Below are 20,924 nucleotides of genomic sequence, written 5' to 3'. Positions count from 1 at the left end.
ACGACAGCAGTGCCCCGCGGGCACTGCTGTCGTTGCTGACTGTCCTGGGACCGGCCGGAGCAGAACGCTTGCCTGGATCTTGCGAGGGCCGATGAGCCGGTTGCGCCGCGGCAACCTCGTGCTCCATCTCGATGATCATGGGCGATCACCATCGTGGTGGCCAGGGGCGGGATCGAACCGCCGACCTTCCGCTTTTCAGGCGGACGGAATGGCCACTGGCCTGCGGTTTAACGTCGTTCATGCGTCAAATGCGGCGCGCTGAGCGCGTCTGACGCAGGCTGCCCGTCCGACGATCGGACACAAACCGGACACGGTGACAGCACTCCCGACAGGGACCCCTTCATCGCCCTTCACTCAGTGATGCGCGCCGAGGGCTCCCGGGGAGCAGATGCGCGATGCCCAGCATCACGAGGTCGACCGCCCGTCCAACGAGCACGACCGCGGAGCGACCCACTCTTCGGCCGGACACAAGCCGAACGGCCAGCCGGAACACGGACGGAGCCGCGGACGCCGGGAGGCCGCGAGTGCCCGAGGCCGCCAGGGCCGCAGGGCGCGAGAGCGGTAGCGGTCGGTCGGACGGCGGGAGCGGCGTAGGCCGTGTTCCGGCTGGGACCAACGGGCTTGTTATATGTGCCAAAAGTGTCCGCGATGCCGCCGAGGGCGGTGTTGATGCGCAGTTATCGGCGGCAGATGCCCTCGGACTGCGGTTCCCAAGGCCCGAGCTGGTGGCCTCGGCGGCAGCACTCTTTGAACCGGCGGGGCCGTGGGCGCGAGGGCGGGGCCGGCTGGGCGTAGAACCTGAGTCCGGCCGATTTCGGATCACGATCGGCCCCGGTGTAGTCCGACTCGGCTGGACCAACCCGGTGCGTCCGGAAAAGGCATCTGAGCGTGCAGTCAAACGACACCGCCTCGATGTGACGGCAGAGGTTGATCGCATTGAGGCCGGTCGCAACATTCCCGACTCGGCAGCCCGTGCGATCACCGAATGGTCTCGCAAGTCGCGCGCGGCAATGTGTCGCACCTTCGCCGAGCTCGACTACACGCCACTGGTGGAGTGCGACCGTGTCCCTGCAATGGTCACCTTGACCTACCCCGGCGACTGGGAATCTGTAGCACCTGATGGGGCTAGCGTAAAGCGGCATATGATGCTGTGGCGCAAACGTTTTCAACGGGAATGGGGTGAACCGGCCCGCTACATCTGGAAGCTGGAATTTCAACGCCGCGGCGCTCCGCACATTCACCTCTGGATGGCTCCGCCGCATGCGGTAGGCCGATCCGGCGTCAAATTCCGCGACTGGCTCTCGCGCGAATGGGCGGAGATCGTCGGCCATCCGGATCCCGAGCAGCGCGAGCGCCATTTGCTCGCTGGCACGGCCATCGATGTTCGCAACGGATTACGTGCGTGTGACCCGAAACGCCTGGCTATCTACTTCACCAAACACTCATCGCCAAACATCAACGGCGACAAGGAATATCAGCATATCGTGCCCAATTTGTGGCAGCAACCTGGGCGCGGACCCGGCCGATTCTGGGGTGTCTGCGGACTCAAGAAGGCCATTGCGGTTGTAGAGGTAGCTCAGGACGCATACCTGGCTGCGCGCCGGATCGTGCGACGCTGGTCACGTAGCCAAGCGATATACGGCAATCCCGGCAGCAGCTTCCCCACCGCCGTCGTGCCGCGCACGGCCACTCGCCTGGTCCCCCGCGTTGGTCAGTACACGGGCGTCGTGACCTTCCGGAGGGTGCGCCGACGACGAGCCTTCTGCAGCCAAGGAGGCCTCGCGGGCGGATACGCACTAGTGAATGACGGTCCGGCTTTTGCGTCCAACCTAGCTGCCGCAGTGTCGGGGGCGTCACCTAGATAAAGCAGCCGAACTCATCCATTGCCACAATGCGCACTCGGGTTCGTCACGTCATACATTCTTTATTCTGACCGTCGAAAACGCCGGTTTCGCGCCCTAAAATTTCGATCATGGTTACTCCTCCGGTCCTGCTCCGGACGTCATCACAACGCCCACCGGCCTGGCAACGCTGGGTGCTCAACGCGATGTACAACTTCGATCGATACACGATCGATGATTGGCTAGGTCTCATGAGAGATCATCTCCAGCGAACCGAGGGTGCCACCGCGATGCGGACCGCTCGCTACACCATTGATGTCATGCGCCACGTTAGGGCGCTCACGTCGGCGACCGCGAGCCTTGCTTCACACGGCGACCCGGCGGCCCGCTCTGAATTGGCCGACGCCGCTCTCGACTTGAAGAGCGCCCTCGATAGGCTTCATGAAGCGCGCGACCAGCTGCTAAAAGCCGCTGGCGCCGAACGTGTTACTGATGCTGACTGAGGCAATGAGTCTGCTCTTAAGCTGGCCACGAAAGACACGTGGGTCGCTGAGGGTGGATGTCCCCCAACGCCGGTGTGATGCGATGTGCATGACAGCATGATGTATCCCGGTGATTCGGTGCTGCTGCCTTCCGGCTTGTCCGATCGTGGCGAACGCGTGTTCCCGGTCCTGTGGTTGACATCGGGGTGAACACCTACCGTCACGCCGCACTTCGATCGGGTCGTTCACTTCTGTCTCGATGCGTCGCTGGCGCGGATAGCGTTTCGTGCCCTGCGGGCCCGCATACCGACTGGGAATCGACTTTTTGTCGGCGGCAACTGAATACTGACCACTGCGCGGCAAGCTGATCAGTTTTCGCTTGCCGTTGACACTTTTTAGTTGCGCAGTGTGCGCGAGCCCGATCCGGGCTATGCATCGTCGACCGTCTGCCGAGCTAGTTGCCGCCTTGATCGGAATGGCTTATGCCGGACGAGGATTTCCGGGCCGAGGGCCGCGAAGGGGGTGTGTCTGCCGGGCGGCGGTGCGCGGTGAGGAAATCGTCGACTATACGTTCACAATCTCGGCGATCGACTGCGCGCAGCCCGGTGAGTCGAGCGAACGCCACCGGGCCGACGAGTTGGCACAGGATCAGTTCTAGATCGAAGTCGTCGAGGCCGGCTCGGGCTTCAGGGCCTTCTAGGAGGCTGTTGAACGGTTGGCGGTAGTGGTCGATGATCCGTGTTCGGAGCGCGTTGCGATCGTAGGTTTCCTCTGTGCCGTCCGGTGTTGGCCCGAGCGCGACCCAGGCCAGCGTGGTGACGTGCAGCGGCGCTTCTTGAAAGAGGGTCGCCTGTCGGCTCAACAGCTCGATCAGTTGGTCGCGTAATGATCCCGTAGCAGGTGGTGGGGTGACCTGCGGTAGCAGCCGTTCAAATGTGGCGGCCAGCAGTTGGGTGGAGCTGGTGAAGTGCCGATACAGCGTGGTGCGTGCGACCTTGGAGGCTTTGGTGACCGCGTCGATGGTGACGGCTTCGATGCCACCGGCATTGAGGAGTTTAGTCGCCGCATCCAGCAATCGGGTCCGTGACCGAAGGCGGCGTGGGTCGACGTCGTCGTCTTCATCTACCGAGGTTTCGGCGTCACGCTCCACGTAGTCACCGTAAACCCCCCACGAACCTGGCCCGCAGCGAATTGCACCGGGGAAGCCATTCAATCCGTCGAACGATACTAGTAGTATCGTAGCGATACTATGAGTACACTTTGGCGGTGTAGGCCAAGCACCGAAGGAGGATTGGTGATCAGGCAACCGGTCGAGCGGTTCGGGACCCGGGGGAGTCGACGGTGCTGCCCCCAGTCGGCCGGCCGCGTGGCTATCGAAGGATCCAGCTTCTGCCTCGGCGCGGCGACCTCACGGACGAAAGACGTCAAATCCTGATGAATGTGCCGATTTCGCTGACGAAAACCCACCTCTGGAGGCGTGCGGTTCGGGATATCCGGCTGGCCAGTCGCGGTATTGCCAAGCGCACACACCAAGGACGCCCGGTCGACCAGGGCCGCGTTCGTCCACGTCACTATCCCCCTCGCACTTGCTCGTACCTGGACGACGATCTGATGAGTCGGGAAATGCACGATCATGTTCGCGATGAGCCGATCAGGCTGAGTTCCCGGCTGGCATTTCGCCTACGGCGTTCGTGAGCTTGTCAGCAGCCAGCGATGACCCATGCCCAACGTCAAATGATCTGCATACCAATGGATTACGTACTGACGTATCCGAGGTACGGAACCGGCGACAGGACATCGAGGTCGAGCGCCAGGGCCGATCGGTGCCGCCGCAGTGGAATGGGCACGCCTGTCGGTAGCAGTTTCACCGACACCATGAAAGGGTACCGGTAGTACTGTTGCGATACCGTTAGTTTCTTTCAACGTAGCGGAGACGGGGGATGGTAGATACCGGGTGGGTTTCGTCGGGCGTGGCGACCTTGAGTCGGCCGGTCCGGGAACAACTCCGCAAGGTCACCGCTGGTGAGGGCGTTTACAGCGACCGGCTTGCCCGCTTAGCGCGGTTCAGTATCCGGCACAAGGTTCTGGTCATCGCCGCGTGGGTGGTGGCTGCCGGCGTCTTAGCCGTGCTGTTCCCGCAATTGGAGATCGTCGTAAAGCAGCAGTCGGTGAATCTCATCCCTCCTGATGCGCCCTCGCTGCAAACCGTGGACCGGATGGGGATCGCATTCGGCGAGCAGGGATCCAAGACAACCGTCTTCGTCGCGGTAGAGGACCCGACGGGCCTGACTGCGCCGGTGCGTCAGCGTTACAACGCGATGGTTTCGCGGTTGCGTGCCGATTCCAAGCATGTGCGACTGGTTCAGGATCTGTTGGCCGACCCGGTTACTGCCGGTCAGGCGGTGAGCCAGGACGGCAAGGCATGGTATCTGCCGGTCGGGGTGGCGGGCACACTCGGCGATCCGAAGGCGGCAGAATCCGTCCAGGTGGTGCGCGCTATCGCCGCCCAGTCGTTTAACGGTACGTCCACGACGGTTCGCGTAACCGGCCCTCCCGCGACGTTCAGCGATCAAATTGATTCGGCTGAGCAGGATTTGATTGTCATTTCTGTGGTGACCGCGGGGCTGATTGCGCTGATTTTGCTGGTCATCTATAGGTCATTGTTTACCGCGTTGCTGCCACTGGTGGTTATCGGCGTCAGTCTTGGGGTAGGGCGCGGAGTGCTCTCGGGGCTGGGCGAAGCGGGGATGCCGGTGTCGCAATTCACCATCGCGTTCATGACGGCGATTCTGTTGGGCGCCGGCACCGATTATTCGGTGTTTTTGATCAGCCGGTATCACGAGCAACGCCGCCAGGGGGTCTCGCCCGACCTCGCGGTGATCAATGCGACCGCCACCATCGGGCGCGTAATCCTGGCCTCCGCGGCGACTGTGGCGTTTGCATTTTTGGCCATGGTGTTTGCAAAGCTGAGCGTTTTTGGCGCGCTGGGCCCAGCGTGTGCGATAGCCGTCTTCGTCGGAGTCGCGGCCACCGTGACGTTGTTCCCACCGGTGTTGGCGCTGGCCGCTAAACGCGGCATCGGCGAGCCCAAAGCCGACCGCACACGCCGCTACTGGAACTGGATCGCGGTGGCCGTAGTCCGCCGGCCCGGCCCATTGCTGGCCGCCAGCCTGGCTCTCGTGTTAGGGCTAGCTGCTGTGGCGCTGACCATGCGCATGAGCTATGACGACCGTCAAGGCCAGCCGGAAACGACCGCCAGCAACGAGGGTTATCATCTGCTGGACAGGCACTTTCGCAAAGATATCGTTATCACGCAGTTCATGGTCGTCGAATCACCGACCGATATGCGCACCGGTAAAAGCCTGGCCGACCTGGACGAAATGGCGTCTCGCGTGTCGCAATTGCCAGGTGTCACCAAAGTTTCCGGCGTCACCCGGCCTACCGGGGCGCGACTGGACCAGGCACAGCTTTCTTGGCAGAACGGCCAGATCGGCACCAAGATGGCCGATGCCGTCGCCAAAGGAGACGCCCACAAGACCGATCTCACCAAACTCACCGGTGGCGCCGACCAACTCGCGGGCGGCCTGGCGCAACTTGACACCACCCTGCGCACGGCGCTGACTCCGCTGACCGGGATCCTTACCCAAGCCCAGTCCAGCGGGCCACAATTTCAGCGCTTTCGCCAGCTGCTGCAGCAGCTTTCGGCTACCACACCGACCGTCGACCAAGCTATTCGAACCGGGCCCGGGCTACGCCAAGAAGCTCAACAAGCCCAACAAGCGATCGCCACCATCGACCCGCTGGTCGGTGCGCTCAACACCTCCCCCTGGTGTGCCACCACCCCCGAGTGTGCCCAGATCCGCGACCAGGTACGGATCTTGGTGACTTTGCGCGATGGCGGCTTTTTCAGCCAGCTCGCCGACCTCGGCGATTTGTACCAGCCCGATGCCAATAATGCAGGCGGCACCGTGGCAGACCTGCAGCGCACAGTCACTTCGCTGGACAAGGCCTTCGGAGCGCTTGGCGATCCCGCCGACATGGCCGGCAACATCGGCCGCCTTCAAAACGGCATCAGCCAGCTCGCGTCGGGAGCACAAGCCCTAGCCACCGGTGTGCACACCCTCGCCGACAGCAACATCGAAATGTTGTCCGGCATGAGTCAGATCGCCACCCAGCTACAGAATTCCGCGCGATCCAGCGCCGGTTCGGACAACTCCAGCGGCTTCTACCTTCCCGCTAACGCCTTCGAGAATCGCCAGTTCTCCGATGTGGCAAAGCACTTTCTATCCGCTGACGGCAAGACCGCGCGCTTCGCCATCGAATCTAGCTACAACCCCTACAGCAGCGAAGCGATGGATCTCGCGCAGAAGATCACGCACGTTGCCGATGCCGCACGCCCCAACACCTCGCTGGCTCACGCCCGGATATCGATGGCCGGCTTCCCCGCCGTCAATTCCGATATCCAGCGCCTCCTGTCGGCCGACTTTCACCTACTGGCCATCGCCACACTCGTCATCGTCGGGTTGACCCTCGTCGTTCTGCTACGTGCCGTGGTGGCCCCGCTCTACCTGCTCGGTACGGTCGTACTCAACTACGCAGCCGCACTGGGCATCGGCACACTGGTCTTCCAATACGGCCTGGGCAAGCAAATCGCTTGGCCCGTTCCGCTTTTGGCGTTCATCATCCTGGTCGCGGTGGGCGCCGACTACAACATGCTGCTGATCTCGCGGCTACGCGAGGAATCCGCTCACAACATTCGCGTCGGCGTGCTGCGCACGGTCGCGAACACCGGCTCAGTCATCACCTCGGCCGGGCTCATCTTCGCGGCCAGCATGTTCGGCCTTATGGTCGGGTCCGTCGCGATCATGCTCCAAGCCGGACTCATCATCGGCTGCGGCCTACTCCTGGACACCTTCGTGGTCCGCACCCTCACGGTTCCCGCGATCGCCACATTGCTCGGTGAGGCCAGCTGGTGGCCTCAACGGAAGCCCTTGGCCCCGCGCGCCAGAGCACGCTGACGATGACATGTCACCTGAGGGACAACGCAGCGTGACGGGCGTGGACCTTGCGCCCAAAGGGGCGCGGATTACATGACACTTACTCAGGAGCGCATCCACACGCGCGACGGCATCACTCTCGTGGCGGATTGCTACCGGCACCCCACGACTGGTCCCGTGGTGTTGCTCCTCCATGGCGGCGGCCAAAACCGCCACGCCTGGGCCACCACAGCTCGTCGCCTCCACGCCCATGGCTACACCGTCATCGCGTACGACACCCGCGGCCACGGCGACAGCGACTGGGACCCGAGCGGACAATACGACGTCGAAAAGTTCGTCGCCGATCTGCTCTCGGTTCGAGAACACGTCGGCACCGAGAGTCCCCCTGCCCTCGTTGGCGCGTCGCTGGGTGGGCTAACCATCCTGGCAACCCACCTGCTGGCCCCAGCCGGGCTGTGGGCAGCCGTTATTCTCGTCGACATCACCCCGAGGATGGAGTTCCACGGGGCCCGTCGCATCGTGTCGTTCATGGCCGCCCACCCCGACGGCTTCGGCACACTCACCGATGCCGCCGACATCATCGCCGAATACAACCCGCGCCGACCGCGACCCGAAAATCTCGACGGTCTGCACAAAGTTCTGCGCCAACGTAGCGACGGTCGATGGGTCTGGCGCTGGGACCCAGCCTTCATCAGCTCCAACTTCGATGTCCTGCAAGGCGAACTCATGACCGACACCGAGGAGTTCGAGGCGATCAGCGGGTTTCTCGCCGAAGGAGCACGTCGAATCACGGCCCCGACGCTGTTAGTGCGGGGCGCGCTTTCAGACGTCGTCTCCGAGGAAACGGTCAACGAATTCCTCGAACTCGTCCCGCACGCCGAAACAACTGACGTGACGGGCACAGGTCATATGGTTGCCGGCGACGACAACGACGCCTTCACCAGCGCTGTCACCGACTTCCTCGACCGCCGCGTATTTTTGTGAGACGGTCTTTTCCCGTGAAACCCGCGTCGCCTGCTGGGCCCCCAACACTGCGAGACCAGCAAGTGAACCCCCCTAGTACTGTTGGTTTCGCTACGCTACTGTTCGTACCATAACTCAGGAAGCATCTGGGAATGTCGGATTGACGAAGGCGATGTCATGCCCTCCGCAAATACTGGCTCGTTAAGGGACCGACGCCGTGCCGAGTTGCTCTCGCAGATCCAGGGCACCGCGCACCAACTTTTTGCCGAACGTGGATTTGCTGCTGTGACCACTGAGGACATCGCTGCCAGTGCCGGGATATCCATCAGTACTTACTTCCGTTACGCGCCTACGAAGGACGACCTTCTTGTCGCGCCGTTGCGGCAGGCGGTCGCCGAAATCGTTGGTGCCTACGGCGCTCAGCCGTCGGACCAATCGGCAGCCGAGGCGCTGATCGCGTTGTTTGCCGAAACCGCCTGGGACAAAACCAATCCGAACCCGCACTACTGGCAACGAGCCATACTGACCGCCCCCCACCTACTGAGCGAATCGGTACTGATCAGCGACAACGATGACCGCAAGCTCGTCGAACTCGTCGCCACAAGGATGGGCGTCGATGCGGCATCCGACATCCGTCCCTCGCTGCTGGTCCACACGGGTTTGGCCACCGCACAATTCATACTTCGGCGCTGGCTGAGCTCAGACACTGAAACGAAGCCACCGCTGCACGTTCAGTTGAAAGAAGCTTTGAGAGTCACGTTGGCTGGATTCGATTGAAAGTAGACCGCTTTGAACTCGGGGCATACGGTTGGCCGGCTAAACGCAATGTGGCCCCGTCACAGTCTCTACTCTGAAAGAACGTTGGCTCCATCGTGGGCACGCGAGTGCGGATATTCGTCGAATGCGTCCAGAACGCGCACGGCGAAAGCAGGGCTCATCTCAGACTGAACTTCTTCTTTCGCCATCCAACGGACTTCCCGGGCTTCGGCAGTCGGGTGCGTGTCGCCAGCGGCAGGACTGCAGCGGTAGACCAACGCGACAATCCCCTGCTTGAGGTTCTTGTAGACGCCGGTAAGACGTTGCACCGTGACCTTCAATCCAGTTTCCTCGAGGACTTCCCGCCGCACACCATCCTCGAAGGATTCGTCCAGTTCGAGTACGCCACCGGGGGCTTCCCAGTGGCCGTTGTCATCTCGCCGGATCACGAGAATGCGATCATCGCCACGTACGACGATGCCGGCGACACTGACTGAGTGTTTAGGAGTGGTTCCCATCGTTCGGTCTCCATTGTTCGATGCCGTCGGAGGTGACACGGGTTGACTGGCTTCCTAGACTAGTCGTCTAGACATGTAATGGAAGGCTCGCGGGTGCTGCAACTTGGACAAATCGATCGAGGCGATGACAAACCGCCATATCGGCAAATCGCGGGCATACTGCGAGAGGCGATCAGTTCCAATCGGCTCGCACCCGGGGAGCGACTGCCGTCCGAGGCGGAACTGATCGAACATTTCGGTGTAGCGCGCATGACTGTAAGACAAGCGGTGCAGGAGCTTCGTTCCGACGGATTGGTCATCTCACAACACGGCCGCGGGGTGTTCGTCCGCCCGGAACCTCGAATCCGCAGACTAGCGTCTGATCGATTCGCACGACAGCACCGCGCCGAGGGCAAGGCTGCATTTACCGTCGAGGCGGAGAAATCCGATTTCGCGCCGCAGGTGGACAACATCGTTGTGAGCCGAGAGAGGCCGAATTCGTTTGTGGCTGAGCGCCTTCGAGTTTCAGACGGCGATGACATTGTCGTGAGATCGAGGCGTTACCTGGCGAATGGGCGACCCGTCGAGACGGCCGTCTCGTACATTCCGGCGGCATTTGCCGAAGGCACGAGGATCGAGCAGCTGGATACCGGACCCGGTGGTATCTACGCGCGCTTAGAAGAGCACGGTCATGTGCTTGCTCGCTTCACTGAAGAAGTCGCCGCTCGGATGCCCACTCCTGAAGAACGGCGGCAGCTGGAGCTTGACTCAGGAGTTCCGGTGCTTACGGTGTTGCGAACCGCTTACGACACCGATGACGTGGCGGTGGAGGTCTGCGACACCGTGAAGGTGGCCTCCGCCTACCTGCTCGAATACGAGTTCCCGGCCCGCTGAGCGCAAAGTCTCACACGAATCACGCGTCGCCCGTTGCACTCCTCTAGACGACTATGTACCCTCAACTTGTCTAGAGCAGTTCTACGAAAGGTCGACAAAGTGTCTGTGCCGAAGTGGCTCAAGCTGTCCCACCAGCAGGTTTTCCCACACAAAGCGTTCGTGGTGTCAGATGTGACGCCGGTGATCGATTACGAGCGGTCAACGAAAGACAACAAGGTTCAGGCGACTGATCGAGAATCAGGCCTGCCGTTGTGGCAGGTGGAAGTCCTCGACGGTGATCCGGCCGCGAGCAAGCGGGCACGCACCCTGACCGTCAAGTTCGCAACGCCCAAGCAGCCTGTGTGCCCACAGAACACTGCCGGAATGCCTTTTACACCAGTGATTTTCGAAGAGTTGTGCGTGTTGCCGTACGTGGACCGTTCGAGCGAATCCGGCCGCATTGCGTGGTCGTTTCGGGCCTCGAGCATGACCGCGGACACTGGCAAGGCGGGGTCCTCAGCGGCAGACCGGGCGTCAGCATGAGTCCGTACGACCCCGTAGTACCTAGCGATCCGTATTCGATTCCAGATCCCGACGCCGGGACGGACCTCTTTGACCTCACGCACCTACTGACGGTCGGCGCCACATGGCTCACCGCGGTGACCGGCGTGGTCACCCTTTCGCTCGTCGTTTGGAGACTGCGTTCGCCCGCCACATTTGGGCGCTATGTCGCAACCCCTGCGCGGCGGATCCGATGGCTGCTATGGGCGTTGACCTCTTGGCCGCGAGTTGCCAAGGCCTGCGGGCTGTCGACTTCCGAGCGCGTCGCACGTACGGACTCGCAGGGCAAGACCACGACGAAGACAGTCTGGACCCACCCTCGCCTTCTCGGGGTGAGCATCTCCGATCACTGCCTGCACATGACCGTCCGCACACGAACGGGCCAGACAGTCGATGACCTCGAAAACGCGGTCCCCGCGATCCGCGACGCTGTCGGGGCACATTCCGCCCGTTCCACGGTGGTAGCACCCGGGACGGTTCGCATGGAATTTGTTATGCGACAACAGCTGTCGGCCATCAAGACTGCTAGACGGCCAGCCTGCACCGAGGCAACTGCCGTTAAGATTGGCCGACGGGAGAACGGCTCGGCTTGGATTCTCCGCGTCGCTGGCCTCCACACCCTCACTGTCGGGTGCTCAGGAGCGGGCAAGGGCTCCATTTTTTGGGGCATTGCAGGCGGCTTAGGCCCGGCCATCAGGTCAGGAACCGTGCGGCTTTTCGCCGTCGACCTCAAGTACGGGATCGAAGTGTCAGTCGGCTCCGCCCTATTCAGCAAGATCGCGACGACCGAGGTCGAGGCCGCGAGCCTGCTCAACAAGTTGGAGGAGCTGCTGGATTGCCGTGGCCGCAGGATGGCCGGCCAAGCGCGTTCGCACACACCGAGCACCGCCGAACCGCTCGTGGTGCTGCTCATCGATGAATTGGCGGGCTTGACCGCTTACATGACAGACGTCGCCCTCAAGAAGCAAGTTGCAGCCTCGCTCTCACGCATCCTGACAAAGGGCAGGGCCGTAGGCCTCGTGGCCACCGCCTTCATGCAGGACCCCCGCAAGGAGATTCTGCCCATGCGCGGGTTGTTCACCCAGACCGTTGCATTGCGGCTGCGTTCACGCGACGAAGTCGCGATGGTTCTGGGTGATGGCCTCGCTGATGCCGCACCCGCGCACCGCATCAACCCGAGTGAACCTGGGACCGGATACGTCATCGCAGAAGACGGATCAACGATGCGAGTACGTGCCGACTACTGGCCAGATTCGTTAATCCGTTCTGTTGCACAAGAATACGGGTTCAAGAGCCAAAGATCTACTGGTCCCGCAGAGAACTGAGGACAGCGGCATGGCAACTCTTGGCATCAACGCCACCACCAAGATAGCGACCTTTCCAGAGCTTCTGACAGCGGAACAGGTGGCGGAGCTGCTTGGCGTGTCCACTGCCACCGTGAGCCGATGGGGCGCGCTACGGGAACACGGCGCAGATGTGGGGCCGCCCTGCTACACGCTATCTGATCGCGTAAGACGTTGGGACGCAGCGGAAGTCCGCGCGTGGCTCAAGCAGGTGCACCGCTAAGTGGCCGGATCAGTACCGCGCGGCATCCGAAAGCGGACCAATTCAGCCGGCCAGGCGCGCTACCAAGTGCGCTACCTGGTGCGCGATCCAAACTCCCCGTCAGGATGGGTCGAGACATCATCGACGTTTGCCACCATGCGGGAAGCGCGCGCGTTCAAGGCGGATCGCGACGGCGAGTCGGCGATCGGCGCCCGACGATTCGACCCCAGACTTGGCCGCGCCAGCCTCTCCGCTATCTGGACGCAATACAGCGCGTCGAAGCAGCCGGCCGTTTCCCCCAAGACGTGGAGCGGCTACGTGCAGCATTGGGAACTGCGTATCAGCCCGCGCTTCGGCCATGTCCCGGTCGACGAGGTCAGCCGGAAGGATGTGCAGCAGTTCATCGGCGGCCTCACCGTGGGCCCGTGGGCCAGACTCGCCACGCTCCGGCTGCTGCGCTCGATTCTCGACATGGCTCGCGAGGACGGCCGAATTCACATCAACCCGGCCCAAGGTGTGTCATCCGGTCGGATGCCGGCGCGGGAACGTCACCGCTACCTCTCCGCTACGGAAGTCGCCGCCCTAGCAACCGCCTGCGGCGGCCAAGGCGACATCGTCACAATCCTGGCCTTTACCGGTCTGCGCTGGTCCGAACTCGTCGGCCTGCGCGTCGGCGACATCGACCTCAAAGCACGCCGCCTCTACGTCCGCCAAGCCGCCCCGGACGTGGAGGGCCGAATTATCGTCGGGCCACCGAAAACTCGCGCCGCCGTCCGAACCGTCCCACTCCCCCAAATCGTCATCGACGCGCTCGAGCCACGAATCGAAAACCGCTCACCTAAAGAACAAGCGATCACTTCACCAAACGGCGGCTTTCTCAGATCAAACAACTGGCGCAGACACACCCACTGGAACAAAGCCCTCAAGCAAACCGGCTTGGCGCCGTTGACGATCCACGACCTGCGCCACACCTACGCGAGCCTCGCCCGCAAATCCGGGGCCGACCTCCGCTACGTCCAGAAGACCATGGGGCACTCGACGCCGACTGTCACCGCCAACATCTACAGCGACCTCTACTCAGACGAACTCGACCACGTCGCTACGAATCTCGACCGGCTCAATGACGTCGCCAAAGACCAGGCGAACGGACAGGAACCGGACACACCGAAATATCCATAGAGTGCTGTCACCGCGTCCGTGCAGTTCAAGACTGGTGGCCAGGGGCGGGATCGAACCGCCGACCTTCCGCTTTTCAGGCGGACGCTCGTACCGACTGAGCTACCTGGCCGGAAGGCAGCGAGTGCCTCGCCGCGCTGGCGACCCTGACGGGACTCGAACCCGCGACCTCCGCCGTGACAGGGCGGCGCGCTAACCAACTGCGCCACAGGGCCTTGCTGCTGCTCCGCGTCACCGCGTCGCGTACCCCCAACGGGATTCGAACCCGTGCTACCGCCGTGAAAGGGCGGCGTCCTAGGCCACTAGACGATGGGGGCCAGAACCGAATCACTCCGGGGTACTCGCAACGTGGTTTCGTTGGGAGCCACGTCAGCTTAGGTCACGGTGTGCCCAATCCTCAAACGAGCCGGGTTTTCGGTCCAAGTATCCTGAATCTCCGCGGCCCCTATAGCTCAGTTGGTAGAGCTACGGACTTTTAATCCGCAGGTCCTAGGTTCGAGTCCTAGTGGGGGCACCACGCAAACGTCCAAATCAGGGCGTTGTATGAGGTCAGCGGCGTTACACCACCGAACGCGCGCTGGCCCCCTACGTCCACACCACGTACACACCGGTGTATACGGTTTTCTGTTACTCAGGAAGGATCGTGCAAGAGTCCGAAGCCGGCGTAAGCTTCCAAGCCGTCGGCCAGATGCCCAGAAGCGTGGACCCCAAGTGAGTTTCTTCATCTCGGGCCCCACTCGGCCCAGTAGTCTGAAACCTCCGCCGTCTGCTCGTTGCGGCTGAGAGGGGGTTATCGCGTGGCGGACATAGAGTTCGCAGCGCTAAGCGAATTAGTAGCGCTGGTCATCGAGCAAAGGCTCGCCAGTACGCTTCCTCCGGCTGCCGAGGCCGAGATTGAGCCGCCCAAAAAGGGCGAAGTGGGTCCCCCTGAGCATCAGCCCAACGGCGTGCAGCCCAAACAGCCATCTAGCGGCCTTGTCTGGTTCCGCGGCACCAAAAGCGAGCATTACGGACTCGTTCCCAAGCTCCATCGCGAGGCGCACGATGCCGAAGCCGTTCGCCGAAGAGAAGCGCGATTGCTTGCCAGGTTCGCCGAACGAAGCATGCCTTTCTGGATCCCGGGCTACCCGAGAGACGATTGGTCATTACTCTTCTCGATGCAGCACTACGGTGCCCCTACCCGACTGCTTGATTGGACTGAGAATCTCTTTGTAGCAGCATATTTCGCGTCGCAGCCTTACACCTCTTCCGAAGAGCAGGAAGCGGCAGGTGATGGCCGACCTGCGCTCTGGACTTTGGATCCAGTCGCCTGGAACGGTCGCGTCTTGGAGCATATAGATGCCGACCTCGGCATTCTCACGACATCGGATCCAGAAATCAAGAACTGGGAACCGCGGTCAACCGCCGAAGACCTTGCGGCGGCGAGACGAAACAGGCAACCAATAGCGCTTTACGGAATCCACAATAGCCCTCGAATTGTCGCACAGAGAGGCACATTCACTATTGCAGGTTCGCTTACAGATTCGATGGAAGCGATTGCTCATGATCGATATCCCGAAGAACCACTCCTCGTTAAATACGTATATACCGGTGATCGATCAGGTCTCGCTGCCGAATTACATTCAGTCGGGATCCAGAGATCCATGGTCTTCCCTGATCTCGAAAGCCTCTCGGAGGAAATATCTATCATGGAGGGGTGGGAATGATCGACGAGACGGACAGTGCTAGCGAGTCGCTCCTAGAGCAACAAATCACCCTGCGGCGCCGTGAGATCTTCACGGAGATGCTCTCCATGTCGGTGGGTGAACTAACTACTATGTATGCCGACGGAGACTTGATAATTCAGCCCGAGTTCCAGCGACTATTTCGTTGGGACGAGACGCAAAAATCCAGCCTTGTTGAGAGCATACTTCTAGGGATACCGGTACCCTCGATTTTTGTATCGACTACGACTGATGGTCGGTGGGAACTCATCGACGGGCTTCAGCGGGTAAGCACCCTATTGCAGCTGCAGGGCTTACTCAAATCACCTGAAGGAGTCAAACAACCGCAGCTACAACTTAGGGCTACGAATTACCTTTCGGCGCTGGAAGGAAAAGTATGGGAAGCTGTGCTGCCGGGTGACGATGCCCTAGGGCCAGTCGAAAAGCGGGATATTCGGCGCGCACGGATCGACGTCCAGATCATTAAACGCGAATCAACAGCCCGTGCAAAATACGACTTGTTTCAACGGTTGAACAGCTTTGGATCTCCGCTGACCGCGCAAGAAATTCGTGGCGCACTGATCGTTTCAGTCAATCCCCATCTACTGCGCTGGCTTACGGACTTGGTGAACCTTGATTCCTTCAAGCTTTGCACACCATTGACAGATCGTCAGATGCAAGAGCAATACAACTTCGAATTAGCGCTTAGATTTCTAATTTTACATAACCGTGAGAACTTCCGTCCACGAGAATTGAGGAATTTCTCATCGTTCCTGGACGATGAGACGATGGTATTAGCAGAAAACTTCATGGAACGGCGGGAACCGCTTGAACATACTTTCGTACGTACCTTTTCGAAGATTGCAGCTGGTCCGGCTGAAGATGCGTTCAGGCGTTGGGTGCCCGAAAAAAACAAGTATTCCGGCGGATTCTCGAATACTGCTTTCGAGGTCATCGCTCTTGGACTCGGCTACCACATAGCTCGGGGGCACACTCCCACGATTGAGGTGGAAGAAGCAGTCAAAGTTGTGTGGACAACCGATCTCATCCCGCCGAACTTCGCAACAGGGCGCAGTAGCGAAGATCGGATATCCACATTGCTTCCGATCGGGCGAACGCTGTTCGATCTTTGAGAGGTGTTTAATCCTTCAAAACGTTGCGTCGCTGGAGTGCCACCGCGGCCGTGCCGTACTGGTTTGGACCGTCCCGCACCCAACCTCCGGTGGCGTCAGTTCCTCCGTCGTTCAGTGAACTTCCCCCGCTCACCAGCCCTGAGTAGCTATGCTCTTGCGGGTGAACGCGTATGACGTTGTGCTACAGCTCGCGAAGGAAGTCGCGCGCGAACTAAGCGCGCGGTCCGGCCCACCAGAAGTTCAGGGGTGGTTCATCCATACGCTGCACGAGAGCAGGTGGGATGACCCAGAGCCAGCGGTCCCGGGACATCCGGCAGAATGGCAGAGCGAAACCAGACGCCTCTTTCTGAAGGCCGACGGAGAACTTCAAGTCCACCGCGAGGCGTTTCAACAAGACTTCAATGAGCCATTGAAGGAATGGTCGGACGTCAGACCTGTCACAGCGAGCGAACTAGCCGCACTCGACGAGAACGATAAGCCATTTACGTTCATAACCAACAAACTTGAACAGGCAAGATGGCGCGGTCGCTAGTCGCATGGCGAAGGTCTCGGATTTTGTGTCCGCGGGCCTCGTGCGCTGTACGCTTGAACGGGCTAGCCGCCACGCGAATTTTTGGAGACAAAGTGCCCATCGACCAGCCGCCTCAGTCGCCCCTTCAGCAGCCAGTGAGCGAAGTCCGCTATGCGGAGGATCAGAAAAAGCAGCGCGCAAAGCAGGATGAGCAGCGAAAGAAGCGCCAAGCCGCCGATATGCGGCTGAAGACTCAACAAACAAGCCAGAACAAATAGGCCTTCCACTAACTGCATCCCGCAAACAGGGACAGCGTGCGTTGCAGAACGGCTCGGGCTTCACGCGCCGGAACATGTGCTTGAACCTGAGCCCGCTTGCGCCGCGTGTGCTTGCCTTTGCGGCCTCCTCCCAGGGCTGGGAGGAGCAGGCCCGTGCCGGTCTGCCCCCACTAGGACTCCCGAACCTAGGACCTGCGGATTAAAAGTCGCTAGCTCAGGCAGGACCAGAGCGGCTGTGACGACCACACCGCGCATCGCCTGGCCGACCGCGCAGTTGATGTCGGCTCATCGGCCGAGCACTGCGCTGCAGTACGTCACATCGGCGAAAGCGGCGGCGACGTCGTCGTCGGCGTAGACGAAGCCGTTCGCCGCGTGCAGCTCCGCGACCGTTGTCGAGGAGGTCTGCCAGCCGCGCTCGTTCAGATGGTCGACGATGTGGCTGCGCTGGCCGTGATAGACGAGGTCGTTGAAGTCGATCTCGAAGCCGAGTTCGCTCATCCGGTCGTGGTGCGCACGCCACCGCGGGTCGGCGAAAACGGCAGTGTCGGGCACGAATTCAAAAGCGAGACGGCTGCCGGGGGCGCCCAGCGAGGTGACGTTGTCGAACAGCGCATCCTGCGCTTCGTCCGGCAGATAGACCACCAGGCCCTCGGCGCTCCACGCGGAGGGGGCCTGGGGATCGAATCCCGCGGCCTGCAAGGCCGAGGCCCAATCGTCGCGCAGATCGATGGCGACCGTGCGCCGTTCGGCGGTCGGCTCGGCACCCAGATCGCCCAGCGTCAGGGTCTTGAATTCGATGACCTCCGGCATGTCGACCTCGTAGACGACGGTCCCGGCCGGCCAGGGCAGCCGGTAGGCGCGGGAATCCAGGCCCGACGCGAGGATCACCACCTGGCCGATCCCGCTGCGGGTGGCATCCAGAAAGAACTGGTCGTAGAAGCGGGTTCGGCAGGCCATCCCCTGCGCCATCCGCTGCGGATCGAACTCCGCGTTCCCGCCGGTCGCGATTTCGCCGTTCACCAGCCGGACGTAGACGTCGATCCCGACGGCCCGCACCAGCGGGGCGGCGTACGGGTCGTCGATCAACTTCGCGTCGGAGGACAGCGCCCGCTGGGCGGCCACCATGGTCGCCGTCGCCCCGACGCTGGTCGCCAGGTCCCAACGATCACGTTCGCTGCGCGCCATGCTGGCTCCTTCAACCGGGTCCAAAAAAGATAGATAATCTAGTTAATATCACAGGATCGAATCCCAGCCGACGGGGCTACTCTCCGACGTATCTACTGCCGTTCGCCGCCGGAGGACCCGTGACCGACTTCGCTCATCGAACGATCGAACTGGCTCGTCGCAACGTGGCCGACGGCGGCCGGCCGTTCGCCACGGTGATCGTCAAGGACGGCCAGGTGCTCGCCGAGAGCGCCAACCAGGTGGCTCAGACGAGCGATCCCACCGCCCACGCCGAAATCCTCGCCATCCGCGAGGCCTGTATGAAGCTGGGCATCGAGCACCTCGTCGACAGCACGATCTACGTGCTGGCCCACCCGTGCCCGATGTGCCTGGGCTCGCTGTATTACTGCTCGCCCCGGGAGGTCGTGTTCCTGACCACCCGCGACAGCTACGAGCAGTACTACGCCGATGACCGCAAGTACTTCGAGTTGTCCACGTTCTACGACGAATTCGCGAAGGACTGGGACGAGCGACGCCTGCCGATGCGGTATGACCCGCGCGAGGATGCGATAGAGGTCTACCGGCTGTGGAACGAGCGCAATGGCGGCCGGCGCCAGACGACGATCGTCCCGCCGGCCTGAGCCGCTTGGCAGGCCTGGCGCCTTTCGCTAGTATTTGCGTATGCATGCAGGTAATAGCAAAGGGCGTCTTCCCGACGACCAGGCGAGCCTGGTAGTCGAGGTCTTCCGGATGCTGGCCGATGCCACCCGCGTGCAGGTGCTCTGGTCGCTGACCGATCACGAGATGTCGGTCAACGAACTCGCCGAGCACGTGGGCAAGCCGGCGCCCTCGGTTTCCCAGCACCTCGCGAAGTTGCGGATGGCACGTCTGGTCCGCACCCGCCGGGAGGGCACCACGATCTTCTACAGCCTGGAGAACGAGCACGTCCGCCAGCTCGTCATCGACGCCGTATTCAATGCCGAGCACGCCGGCCCCGGGGTCCCCGGTCACCACCGCGGCGACAGCGGGTTAAAGGCAGTAGCCGAATCGTCACCCACACCGAACCGACAACGCGGCAGCAGCCGCTGAGTGAGCCGGAAGCACAACCCATTCCACGCAAGGAGACATCACCGATGAGCGACGAGCACACCCACGACGCGCCCCACGCGCACGAGCACCAGCACGGCGACGTGACGCACGCCCACCCGCACACGTCCCACGAGCATGACCACGTGGAGCACGAGCACTCCCACGCGCACGCCGACGGGACGGAACACACCCATCGGCACGTGCACCAGGCCGGGCTGGAGGATGTTCACGGTCACGCCCACGCCTAGCGCGGGCGGCCGCCGAGGCGTTTAAGACACCATCGGGCAGTAGTGCTTGGGGTCCCCACGTTCCTCAATCGGCGGCAGGTTGCGCGCCGGGGTTTGCACCAGCGGGGTATCGATGGGGATTCGCCCGGTGGCGCGGTCCAGGCCGGCACGCGCCCGCGGGTGCTTACGGAATCTGCTCGGCACCACGGCGAAGACCGCACGGACGAGGTCGCCGAAGCGGCGGTGCATCCACTCGTCGCGTCGCGACCACCGGTAGCCCATCAGTTCCCGCACTGGAGGGTCATACAGGCCGACGGTCAGCCAGACGAAGAAAAGGGCCATCAGTTTGCGCTGCGCGGCCCACAGGGGGTCCGGAATCCATTGCGCGAAAGGCGGTTTGGGCAACTCGCTGAGATCGAGCACGGCGCGGGCCGCCTCGTTGCTCTCCAGCACGTTGCGGCACATGTGGTCCCAGTAGGCCTGGAACTCCTCCCACGAGTTCGGCACGGGGCGCATGCTCATGCCGTACATGCGATACCACTCGACGTGTTCGTCGAACAGTTGACGCTTCTGCGCCTCGGTGATCCCGCCGCAGAACCGTTCGGCCACGTGAATGGTGCCCATAAAGAAGGTGGAGTGCGCCCAGTAGAAGACGTCGGGGTTCAGGGCGTGGTAGCGGCGGCCCTGGTCGTCGACGCCCTTGATGTCGGTGTGGTAGTCGCGGACTTCGGCACCGGTGACCGGGGCGCGCTCACCGTCGAAGACGACTCCCCCGATGGGATACAACGAGCGCAGCAGGCGCGGCCACCGCTCGCGGAAGAAGGTGGAGTGGTCGAGGACCGCCGCGCCCAGTTGGGGGTGCATGTTCTGCATCGATCCGGCCCACGGCCCCTGCAGCATGCCCCGCCAGTCCCCGAAATACCGCCAGGTCAGGGAATCGGGCCCCAGCGGCGCGGGCGGCGCTTCGTAGCCCAGCGGCGATACGGGACAGCCGTTCGCGGCGCCGTTGGGTCCGGCGGATATCGACTGCTCAGCGGTGGCGGGGCCGTCGCTGCGCGCTGCGTCGCTGGTCAGGGGGCGCGATGCGGACGTATCTTGAGTCACTATTGGATTCCTGTAGGTATCTGA

The 20,924-nt window shown here is 62.0% G+C and carries 21 protein-coding genes and 5 tRNA genes; 18 read left to right on the top strand and 8 right to left on the bottom strand.

The window, feature by feature from the left end; translation table 11 throughout:
* Positions 1–154 precede the first annotated feature (154 nt).
* Positions 155–222, bottom strand: a tRNA-Phe gene (locus G6N26_RS21320).
* A 173-nt stretch (positions 223–395) separates the two neighbouring features.
* On the opposite strand from G6N26_RS21320, the gene G6N26_RS26605 reads away from it, so the two are divergent.
* Together G6N26_RS26605 and G6N26_RS26230 are read left to right on the top strand one after the other, a co-directional pair.
* Positions 396–1,865 carry a rolling circle replication-associated protein gene (locus G6N26_RS26605; protein WP_014379125.1) on the top strand — a complete coding sequence of 490 codons (1,470 nt, stop codon included), beginning with the start codon at positions 396–398 and terminating at the stop codon, positions 1,863–1,865.
* A 107-nt stretch (positions 1,866–1,972) separates the two neighbouring features.
* On the top strand, positions 1,973–2,344 hold the full coding sequence (locus G6N26_RS26230) for a hypothetical protein (protein WP_044059196.1): 372 nt from the start codon (positions 1,973–1,975) through the stop codon (positions 2,342–2,344).
* Between the two features lie 433 nt (positions 2,345–2,777).
* Here the strand turns inward: G6N26_RS26230 and G6N26_RS21305 are convergent, their stop codons facing one another.
* Entirely contained in the window at positions 2,778–3,473 is a 696-nt protein-coding gene (locus tag G6N26_RS21305; RefSeq protein WP_014379124.1) for a TetR/AcrR family transcriptional regulator, read from the bottom strand.
* Positions 3,474–4,263: 790 nt separating this feature from the next.
* Between G6N26_RS21305 and G6N26_RS21300 the strand changes: the two genes are divergently transcribed.
* The 3 genes from G6N26_RS21300 to G6N26_RS21290 all read left to right on the top strand — a co-directional run bounded on the left by G6N26_RS21300 (position 4,264) and on the right by G6N26_RS21290 (position 9,060).
* The gene (locus G6N26_RS21300) at positions 4,264–7,341 is read left to right on the top strand and encodes an MMPL/RND family transporter (RefSeq protein ID WP_014379122.1); all 3,078 of its coding nucleotides are present in this window, start codon (positions 4,264–4,266) and stop codon (positions 7,339–7,341) included.
* 72 nt (positions 7,342–7,413) lie between these two features.
* Positions 7,414–8,304, top strand: coding sequence for an alpha/beta fold hydrolase (locus G6N26_RS21295; RefSeq protein ID WP_041787016.1), 891 nt, complete (start codon positions 7,414–7,416; stop codon positions 8,302–8,304).
* Positions 8,305–8,460: 156 nt separating this feature from the next.
* Positions 8,461–9,060: a TetR family transcriptional regulator gene (locus G6N26_RS21290; protein WP_041787015.1), complete on the top strand. Its 600-nt coding sequence runs from the start codon at positions 8,461–8,463 to the stop codon at positions 9,058–9,060.
* Between the two features lie 68 nt (positions 9,061–9,128).
* Here the strand turns inward: G6N26_RS21290 and G6N26_RS21285 are convergent, their stop codons facing one another.
* Positions 9,129–9,557 carry an NUDIX hydrolase gene (locus G6N26_RS21285; protein ID WP_041787014.1) on the bottom strand — a complete coding sequence of 143 codons (429 nt, stop codon included), beginning with the start codon at positions 9,555–9,557 and terminating at the stop codon, positions 9,129–9,131.
* A gap of 78 nt (positions 9,558–9,635) precedes the next feature.
* On the opposite strand from G6N26_RS21285, the gene G6N26_RS21280 reads away from it, so the two are divergent.
* The 5 genes from G6N26_RS21280 to G6N26_RS21260 all read left to right on the top strand — a co-directional run bounded on the left by G6N26_RS21280 (position 9,636) and on the right by G6N26_RS21260 (position 13,694).
* Positions 9,636–10,430 carry a GntR family transcriptional regulator gene (locus tag G6N26_RS21280; RefSeq protein ID WP_014379118.1) on the top strand — a complete coding sequence of 265 codons (795 nt, stop codon included), beginning with the start codon at positions 9,636–9,638 and terminating at the stop codon, positions 10,428–10,430.
* A 99-nt stretch (positions 10,431–10,529) separates the two neighbouring features.
* Positions 10,530–10,952: a hypothetical protein gene (locus tag G6N26_RS21275; protein WP_041787013.1), complete on the top strand. Its 423-nt coding sequence runs from the start codon at positions 10,530–10,532 to the stop codon at positions 10,950–10,952.
* Positions 10,949–12,295, top strand: coding sequence for a hypothetical protein (locus G6N26_RS21270; RefSeq protein WP_014379116.1), 1,347 nt, complete (start codon positions 10,949–10,951; stop codon positions 12,293–12,295). The genes G6N26_RS21275 and G6N26_RS21270 overlap by 4 nt, the downstream gene beginning before the upstream one ends.
* A gap of 10 nt (positions 12,296–12,305) precedes the next feature.
* Positions 12,306–12,536 (top strand): helix-turn-helix transcriptional regulator, encoded by a 231-nt coding sequence (locus tag G6N26_RS26225; RefSeq protein ID WP_041787012.1) that lies wholly within the window; start codon positions 12,306–12,308, stop codon positions 12,534–12,536.
* Entirely contained in the window at positions 12,537–13,694 is a 1,158-nt protein-coding gene (locus G6N26_RS21260) for a tyrosine-type recombinase/integrase (protein WP_041787011.1), read from the top strand.
* 32 nt (positions 13,695–13,726) lie between these two features.
* Here G6N26_RS21260 and G6N26_RS21255 read toward each other — a convergent pair.
* From G6N26_RS21255 to G6N26_RS21245, 3 genes are all read right to left on the bottom strand, one after another.
* Positions 13,727–13,803, bottom strand: a tRNA-Phe gene (locus G6N26_RS21255).
* A 26-nt stretch (positions 13,804–13,829) separates the two neighbouring features.
* Positions 13,830–13,906 (bottom strand) — tRNA-Asp (locus G6N26_RS21250).
* A gap of 29 nt (positions 13,907–13,935) precedes the next feature.
* Positions 13,936–14,008, bottom strand: a tRNA-Glu gene (locus G6N26_RS21245).
* 124 nt (positions 14,009–14,132) lie between these two features.
* Here G6N26_RS21245 and G6N26_RS21240 point away from each other — a divergent pair.
* From G6N26_RS21240 to G6N26_RS21220, 5 genes are all read left to right on the top strand, one after another.
* Positions 14,133–14,208 (top strand) — tRNA-Lys (locus G6N26_RS21240).
* Positions 14,209–14,488: 280 nt separating this feature from the next.
* Positions 14,489–15,397 (top strand): FRG domain-containing protein, encoded by a 909-nt coding sequence (locus G6N26_RS21235; RefSeq protein ID WP_163648850.1) that lies wholly within the window; start codon positions 14,489–14,491, stop codon positions 15,395–15,397.
* On the top strand, positions 15,394–16,527 hold the full coding sequence (locus G6N26_RS21230) for a DUF262 domain-containing protein (protein ID WP_232067622.1): 1,134 nt from the start codon (positions 15,394–15,396) through the stop codon (positions 16,525–16,527). Before G6N26_RS21235 ends, G6N26_RS21230 begins: the two co-directional genes overlap by 4 nt.
* Positions 16,528–16,687: 160 nt before the next feature.
* The gene (locus G6N26_RS21225; protein ID WP_139799077.1) at positions 16,688–17,059 is read left to right on the top strand and encodes a hypothetical protein; all 372 of its coding nucleotides are present in this window, start codon (positions 16,688–16,690) and stop codon (positions 17,057–17,059) included.
* Between the two features lie 92 nt (positions 17,060–17,151).
* Positions 17,152–17,316, top strand: a complete 165-nt coding sequence (locus G6N26_RS21220; RefSeq protein ID WP_163648848.1) for a hypothetical protein — start codon at positions 17,152–17,154, stop codon at positions 17,314–17,316.
* Between the two features lie 285 nt (positions 17,317–17,601).
* Here the strand turns inward: G6N26_RS21220 and G6N26_RS21215 are convergent, their stop codons facing one another.
* Positions 17,602–18,501, bottom strand: coding sequence for a class I SAM-dependent methyltransferase (locus tag G6N26_RS21215; protein WP_083015163.1), 900 nt, complete (start codon positions 18,499–18,501; stop codon positions 17,602–17,604).
* 119 nt (positions 18,502–18,620) lie between these two features.
* On the opposite strand from G6N26_RS21215, the gene G6N26_RS21210 reads away from it, so the two are divergent.
* The 3 genes from G6N26_RS21210 to G6N26_RS21200 are packed head-to-tail and all read left to right on the top strand — an operon-like array spanning position 18,621 to position 19,817.
* Entirely contained in the window at positions 18,621–19,121 is a 501-nt protein-coding gene (locus tag G6N26_RS21210) for a nucleoside deaminase (RefSeq protein WP_083014799.1), read from the top strand.
* A gap of 40 nt (positions 19,122–19,161) precedes the next feature.
* Positions 19,162–19,569, top strand: coding sequence for an ArsR/SmtB family transcription factor (locus tag G6N26_RS21205; RefSeq protein ID WP_083014797.1), 408 nt, complete (start codon positions 19,162–19,164; stop codon positions 19,567–19,569).
* Between the two features lie 44 nt (positions 19,570–19,613).
* Positions 19,614–19,817 carry a zinc transporter Slc39a7 gene (locus G6N26_RS21200; protein ID WP_082991537.1) on the top strand — a complete coding sequence of 68 codons (204 nt, stop codon included), beginning with the start codon at positions 19,614–19,616 and terminating at the stop codon, positions 19,815–19,817.
* A 21-nt stretch (positions 19,818–19,838) separates the two neighbouring features.
* Here G6N26_RS21200 and G6N26_RS21195 read toward each other — a convergent pair whose 3' ends face one another.
* Positions 19,839–20,900 (bottom strand): oxygenase MpaB family protein, encoded by a 1,062-nt coding sequence (locus tag G6N26_RS21195; protein ID WP_083014794.1) that lies wholly within the window; start codon positions 20,898–20,900, stop codon positions 19,839–19,841.
* Positions 20,901–20,924: the final 24 nt, after the last annotated feature.

Source organism: Mycobacterium marseillense, from assembly GCF_010731675.1.
Taxonomy (GTDB): Bacteria; Actinomycetota; Actinomycetes; order Mycobacteriales; family Mycobacteriaceae; genus Mycobacterium; species Mycobacterium marseillense.
This window is presented reverse-complemented; position numbering and strand designations above follow the sequence as displayed.